Origin of the sequence: Nocardiopsis listeri, from assembly GCF_020741345.1 — a bacterium.
GTDB lineage: Bacteria > Actinomycetota > Actinomycetes > Streptosporangiales > Streptosporangiaceae > Nocardiopsis > Nocardiopsis listeri_A.
On record NZ_DYZD01000206.1, the window covers coordinates 1 to 6,576 of the forward strand.

At 69.7% G+C, this 6,576-nt stretch carries 6 protein-coding genes; 2 read left to right on the plus strand and 4 right to left on the minus strand.

Features of this window, described 5'->3' with window-relative positions:
- Together K8V84_RS11205 and K8V84_RS11210 are read left to right on the plus strand one after the other, a co-directional pair.
- A partial coding sequence (locus K8V84_RS11205) for a polyribonucleotide nucleotidyltransferase (RefSeq protein WP_304073932.1) occupies positions 1-2,282 on the plus strand: 2,282 nt, incomplete at its 5' end.
- A gap of 104 nt (positions 2,283-2,386) precedes the next feature.
- Complete coding sequence (locus tag K8V84_RS11210; RefSeq protein WP_304073934.1) at positions 2,387-3,721, plus strand: pitrilysin family protein; 1,335 nt, start codon at positions 2,387-2,389, stop codon at positions 3,719-3,721.
- 82 nt (positions 3,722-3,803) lie between these two features.
- Here K8V84_RS11210 and K8V84_RS11215 read toward each other — a convergent pair whose 3' ends face one another.
- The 4 genes from K8V84_RS11215 to K8V84_RS11230 form a co-directional block, all read right to left on the minus strand.
- On the minus strand, positions 3,804-5,021 hold the full coding sequence (locus tag K8V84_RS11215; protein ID WP_304073936.1) for a Dyp-type peroxidase: 1,218 nt from the start codon (positions 5,019-5,021) through the stop codon (positions 3,804-3,806).
- A complete protein-coding gene (locus K8V84_RS11220) occupies positions 5,021-5,602 on the minus strand; it encodes a copper chaperone PCu(A)C (protein WP_304073937.1) in 582 nt (193 codons plus the stop codon). The genes K8V84_RS11215 and K8V84_RS11220 overlap by 1 nt, the downstream gene beginning before the upstream one ends.
- A 174-nt stretch (positions 5,603-5,776) precedes the next feature.
- Positions 5,777-6,244 carry an Hsp20/alpha crystallin family protein gene (locus tag K8V84_RS11225; RefSeq protein WP_304073939.1) on the minus strand — a complete coding sequence of 156 codons (468 nt, stop codon included), beginning with the start codon at positions 6,242-6,244 and terminating at the stop codon, positions 5,777-5,779.
- The coding region (locus K8V84_RS11230) for a BCCT family transporter (protein WP_304073941.1) at positions 6,241-6,576 on the minus strand (336 nt) is incomplete at its 5' end. The genes K8V84_RS11225 and K8V84_RS11230, both read right to left, overlap by 4 nt.

The window sequence follows — 6,576 nt, forward strand, 5'->3', positions numbered from 1 at the left end:
CCGAAGCCGTCATCGACAACGGAAAATTCGGCTCCCGTACCATCCGTTTCGAGACGGGCCGTCTGGCGCGCCAGGCCGCGGGTTCGGCCACGGTCTACCTGGACGACGAGACCGTCGTGCTGTCGGCCACCACCGCCTCGAAACGTCCCAAGGACACCCTCGACTTCTTTCCGCTGACGGTGGATGTCGAGGAACGTATGTACGCCGCGGGTCGTATCCCCGGCTCGTTCTTCCGCCGTGAGGGACGTCCCTCCGAGGACGCCATCCTCACCTGCCGACTCATCGACCGGCCGTTGCGTCCCTCCTTCAAGGACGGTCTGCGCAACGAGATCCAGATCGTCGAGACGATCCTGGCCCTGCACCCCGAGCACCTGTACGACGTCGTCGCCATCAACGCGGCCTCGATGTCCACCCAGATCGCCGGGCTGCCCTTCTCCGGCCCGATCGGCGGCGTGCGCGTCGCCCTGATCGACGGCCAGTGGGTCGGTTTCCCCACCCACTCCGAGCTGGAGAACGCCACCTTCGACATGGTCGTCGCCGGCCGTGTGCTGGAGGACGGCGACGTCGCGATCATGATGGTCGAGGCCGAGTCCACCACCCGCACCCTGAAGCTGGTCGCCGAAGGGGCCGTCGGCCCCAACGAGCAGACCATCGCCGAGGGCCTCGAGGCCGCCAAGCCCTTCATCAAGGTGCTGTGCAAGGCCCAGCAGGCCGTCGCCGACCAGGCCAGCCGTGAGCAGGGCGAATTCCCGATCTTCCTCGACTACGAGGACGACGTCTACGCCGCCGTCGAGGGCGCGGTCCGCGAGGACCTGGCCAAGGCGCTCACCATCGCCGACAAGCAGGAGCGCGAGGGCGAGCTCGACAAGGTCAAGGAATCGGCCGTCGAGAAGCTGGCCGAGGACTTCGAGGGTCGTGAGAAGGAGCTCGGCGCCGCCTTCCGCAGCCTGAGCAAGCAGCTCATGCGCGAGCGCGTGCTGCGCGACCAGATCCGCATCGACGGTCGTGGCCCCAAGGACATCCGTCAGCTGAGCGCCGAGGTGGGCATCCTGCCGCGCGTGCACGGCTCGGCCCTCTTCGAGCGCGGTGAGACCCAGATCATGGGTGTCACCACGCTGAACATGCTGCGCATGGAACAGACGGTTGACACGCTCAACCCGGACAAGACCAAGCGCTACATGCACAACTACAACTTCCCGCCCTACTCCACCGGTGAGACCGGTCGGGTGGGCTCGCCCAAGCGGCGCGAGATCGGGCACGGCGCCCTGGCCGAGCGGGCCCTGCTGCCGGTTCTGCCCTCCCGCGAGGAGTTCCCGTACGCGATCCGTCAGGTCTCCGAGGCCCTCGGCTCCAACGGTTCCACCTCGATGGGTTCGGTCTGCGCCTCCACCATGTCCCTGATGGCGGCCGGCGTGCCCCTCAAGGAGATGGTCTCGGGCATCGCGATGGGTCTGATCAGCGAGGGCGACCAGTTCGTCACGCTGACCGACATCCTCGGTGCCGAGGACGCCTTCGGTGACATGGACTTCAAGGTCGCCGGTACCCGTGACCTCATCACCGCCCTGCAGCTGGACACCAAGCTCGACGGTATCCCCGCCGAGCAGCTGGCCCTGGCCCTGCAGCAGGCCCGCGGCGCCCGTCTGGCCATCCTGGACGTGATGCAGGAGGCCATCGAGAGCCCGGCCGAGATGAGCCCGAACGCTCCGCGCATCCTCACGGTGAAGGTCCCGGTGGAGAAGATCGGCGAGGTCATCGGCCCGAAGGGCAAGATGATCAACTCGATCCAGGACGACACCGGCGCCGACATCACGATCGAGGACGACGGCACCATCTACATCGGTGCCACCGACGGCCCCTCCGCCGAGGCGGCCCGGGACACGATCAACCAGATCGCCAACCCGACCATGCCCGAGGTCGGCGACCGCTACCTGGGCACCGTCGTCAAGACGACCGCCTTCGGTGCGTTCGTGTCGCTGCTGCCCGGCAAGGACGGTCTGCTGCACATCTCGCAGATCCGTAAGCTGCACGGTGGCCAGCGGATCGAGAACCTCGACGACGTGATCAGCATCGGCGAGAAGATCCAGGTCGAAATCCGCGAGATCGACGATCGCGGCAAGCTGTCCCTGGTCCCGGTCGAGGTCGTGGAGGCCGAGGCCGTCAAGAACGAGGGTCCCTCCGAGGACTCCGCCCAGGACGACGACAAGTCCGACGAGGACAAGGGTGAGGGCGCCCCGCGCCGTCGCCGTCGTCGTAGCTCGGGCGGGCGTTCCGAGAACACCTGATCGGGTTTCACCCGCCTGCGGGGCGGTCGCGTCTTCGATGATGCGGCCGCCCCGCGGTCGTACGTATGCTCAGCTGGACGTCCCGACGCGAAGAAGAAGGTTGCATGAGTTCTGTCCCCACCGCCGCGGAGCAGGAGCCGGGCACGACCGTGACGCTGCTGGAACCCGAGGGCGGTTCCGGTCTGGCGCGCCGGACGGTGTTGCCCGGCGGTCTGCGCGTGGTCACCGAACACATCCCCGGGGGTCGTTCCGCGGCCTTCGGTATCTCCGCCACCACCGGATCCCGTGACGAGGACTCCGCGCACGCGGGGTCGGCGCACTTCCTGGAGCACCTGCTGTTCAAGGGGACCCGCACCCGTTCGGCGCTGGAGATCTCCGCGCTGTTGGACGGGGTGGGGGCCGACCACAACGCCTACACCACCAAGGAACACACCTGCTACTACGCGAAGGTGCTCGACCGTGACCTGCCGCTGGCGGTGGACGTGGTCGGTGACATGGTCGCGAACTCGGTGCTGGACGAGGGCGAGGTGGAGACCGAGCGCGGCGTGATCCTCGAAGAGATCGCCATGTACGAGGACGAGCCCTCCGACCTGGTGGACGACGTCTTCGCCGAACACTTCTTCGGTGACAGCCCGCTGGGCCGCCCCATCCTGGGCACCATCGACACGATCAACGCCCTGCCGCGCGAGCGCATCATCGAGCAGTACCGCGACGCCTACGTGCCCTCCGAGCTCATCGTGACGGCCGCGGGCAGCCTCGACCACGACGCGGTCGTCGAGCAGGTCCGGTCCATCTTCGCCGAGCGTCTGGCCGCCGCCGGGGACGCCCGTCCTTCGGGCCCACGCGGTGTCGGCGGCCCGGTGCGCACCTACGACGGAACCGTCGTGCAGTCGCGGGAGACCGAACAGGCGCACATCATCCTGGGGTCCGAGGGCATCACCCGCACCGACTCGCGCTGGCACGCGCTGCGCCTGCTCAGCGCCGCGCTGGGCGGTGGCATGTCCTCTCGGCTCTTCCAGGAGGTGCGGGAGAAGCGCGGCCTGGCCTACGCCGTGCACGCCTACCACATCGCCTACGCCGACACCGGCGCGTTCCAGCTCTACGCGGGCTGCCTGCCGGAGAAGGCCGACGAGGTCATCGGGGTTTGCCGCGAGGAGCTCGCGAAGGTCGCCGCCGGCGGCATCACGCCGGAGGAGCTGACCCGCGCCAAGGGCCAGATCCAGGGCGCCATGGTGCTGGGCAGCGAGGGCACCAACGCTCGCATGGGTCGTCTGCTCGCCCACGAACTGGTGCAGCCGCGTCACTTCTCCATCGACGAGGATCTGGCCCGGTACGACGCCGTCACCCTGGACGACGTCGCCGCGGTCGCCGCGGAGCTGTTCGACCGCCCGCGCGCCCTCGCGGTGATCGGCCCCTACGAGAAGGACCGGGTCTTCTAGGACGGGTCCGGTTCGTCGAAGGAACCTTTCGGGACCGCCCCTTCCGAGTGAGGGGCGGTCCCGTCGCCGTCTCGGCGATCGCTCAGCCCTCCCACAGGCCTTCGCCGACGAACCCTCCCTCCGCGCAGCCCGGTGGGACGGCGTAGACCGCCGAACCCACCGCGGTCACCCACTCGTTGAGCAGGTCCAGCTCGTCCAATCGACGTTGGATGGGCACGAACCGCCGCACCGGATCGGACTGGAAGCTCACGAACAACAGCCCCGACTCCCCGGAGGCGGGATCCTCGTAGTTGTAGCTTCGGCGGAACACACGCTCCTCGGGGTCCTCGGAGCGGGCCCGGCGGATGTGCGCGAAGCCCGGGATCACGGTGAGTCCGCCGGCGTCGGTGGCGGTGAAGTCGGGTTCGTCGTGCTCGTTCTCCCCGGTGAGCGGGGCGCCGTCGGCCAGTCGACGCCCCACCACCGCCTCACGGGCGGGGCGGTCCAGCTCGTCCCAGGTGTCCAGGTGGGTGGCGATCCGGCGCAGCACCAGCGACGTTCCACCGGCGAGCCACCCCGGGCCGCCCTCGGACCACACCAGGTGGTCGAAGTCCTCCGTCCCCGGCGCGGGGTTGACGGTGCCGTCCACCTGGCCCATGAGGTTGCGCATGGTGGTGCCGTCCCGCTCCGCGCCGCGGGCGCGGCGGAACCCGTCCTGGACCCACCGCACCCGGGTGTGGGCGCGGGCGTCCCGGAGCAGGACCCGCGCCGCGTGCGCCACGGTCACGGGGTCGTCCGAGCACACCTGGAGGAGCAGGTCCGTCTGACCCCACTCCGAGCGCAGCGCGTCGTGGTCGAACTCGGGGAGGTCGGTGAGCCAGGACGGCACGGCGTCGGGCGCCACGCGTTCCACCAGCCCCCGCCCGAACCCGAAGGTCACCGTGAGTCGGGCGGGCACCGCGGCCAGTTCCGGCTCGGTGTCGGCGAGAGCCCCTTCGCCCCGGCTCAACCGGGCCACGTCGTCACCGAGCAGGGACAGCAGCCGGCGCACCCCTTCGGCGTCGGTTTCCGGGTCCAGGTCCAGCCCGAGGAGGCGAACGTTGGCCTGCGGTGGGGTCTCGATCCCGGCCTGGCGGGTTCCGTGGAAGGACACGGTGCCCTCCCCGTGCGGCGGGGGAGGGCCGGTCGGTTCGGCTCCGGGCGCCGTGGAACGGCCGACGAGCGCGCCGCCCAGGGTCCCGACCCCGGCGGTGGCACCGGCCAACAGCAGCCCTCGACGACTCCACCGACCCCCGCCCGCCCCTTCGCGCGGGCGGGACATCAGTGATCCCCTCCGTGGTCCTCGTCGCCCCCGTGGCCCTCGTGGTCGCCCTCGTACTCTTCGTTGGCGCCCGCGTGCTCCTTGACCACCGCGGTGAACGTGGTGGTCGACCCGTCGAACAGCTCCACGGTGACGGAGGACTCCGCACCCGGCTCCAGGTCGGCGGTCAGCCCCATGAGCATGATGTGGTCCCCACCGGGTTCCAACGGGAGCGTCCCGTTCGCCGGGACCGGGAACCCGCCCTCGCGTTCGCGCATGGTGGCGTCCGCGCCCTGGGTGGTGACCTCGTGCAGTTCGACGGTGTCGGCGTCCTCGTGGGACGCGGCGACGACGGTGACCTCCTCGTCGCCGTCGTTGACCAGTTCACCGAACACCGCCGTCATGCCGTCCTCGACGGTGGCCGCCTTGATCCAGGGGTCGTCGAGGTGGAGGGAGGCGGCGGCGTTCTCGGAGGTTCCGGTCTCCTCGGTGGCGCCCTCCCGGGCGTCGACGTCGTCGTCGGTGCCGCCACCGCAACCGGTGAGGGCCAGTGACAGAGCCAGGGCGGCCCCCAGGGTACGGGTACGGGGGTGGAAGGGCATCGTGATCTCCTCGGGCGGGCCGCACGACGCGGCCGTTCATCATGGGAGTCGGCCACGGTGCCCGTTCGGTTCCCGGGGGCCACGATCCGGCCCGGAACAGGACCGGAACAGGACGCGGGCCCCGCCGGAGGTGGTCCTCCCGTGGGGCCCGCGTCGAACGTGCGCGATCCGGTCTCAGGTGCGTCTGCGACGGGAGACCTTGATCGCCTTGACCTTGCGCTGGTTGGCGGCCCCGTGCACGACCACCTCCAGCAGCCCCTCGCCGTAGCTGGCCTCGATGTCCTCCTCGCGGACACCCTCCGGGAGGCTGATCTCCCGCCGGAACGTGCCCATGAAACGTTCCGAGGAGTAGTAGACGACGTCCTCCTCGTCTCGCATCCGTTCACCGCTGATGGTGAGGACCCCGTGGTCGAAGGTGACCGCCGCGTCCTCCTCGAACACCCCCGGCACCTCGCAGCGGATCACCAGGTCCCTGCCTCGGGCCAGGATGTCGGTGGGCGGGCTCCAGGCGTCGGCGAAGCCGCGTTCGCGTTCACCGGCCTGGCTGGTCTCGATCGACGACATGGTGTCGGAGATGCGGTTCATCTCCGTGATCATGTCGATGACCCCGTGGAAGGGGTTGTTGAACCTCTTGGGGCTCACGTGGCCTCACCTTCCTCTGGCGAGTTCTCGTCACTGCGGTGTTCGATCCGGCCGTGGTCGCGGTGACCCACGCGGATGTTCCCGGCGTGTTCTCGATGATCGGGCGGAGGGCGGTCCTCGGCGCGCAGTCTCTTGGGCGCCCCCGGTTTGGGTTCCTGGGCCAGTGCCTTGAACAGGCCCCACACCATGAAGATCAGGATTACCGCGAACGGCAGGCCGGTGACGACCGAGGCCGCTTGGAGCGCGTCGAGCGCGCTGGCCCCGCCCAACACCAGCAGGATGAGCGTGACCGCCCCCTCGCTGATGGCCCAGAAGGCGCGCTGGAGCTTGAG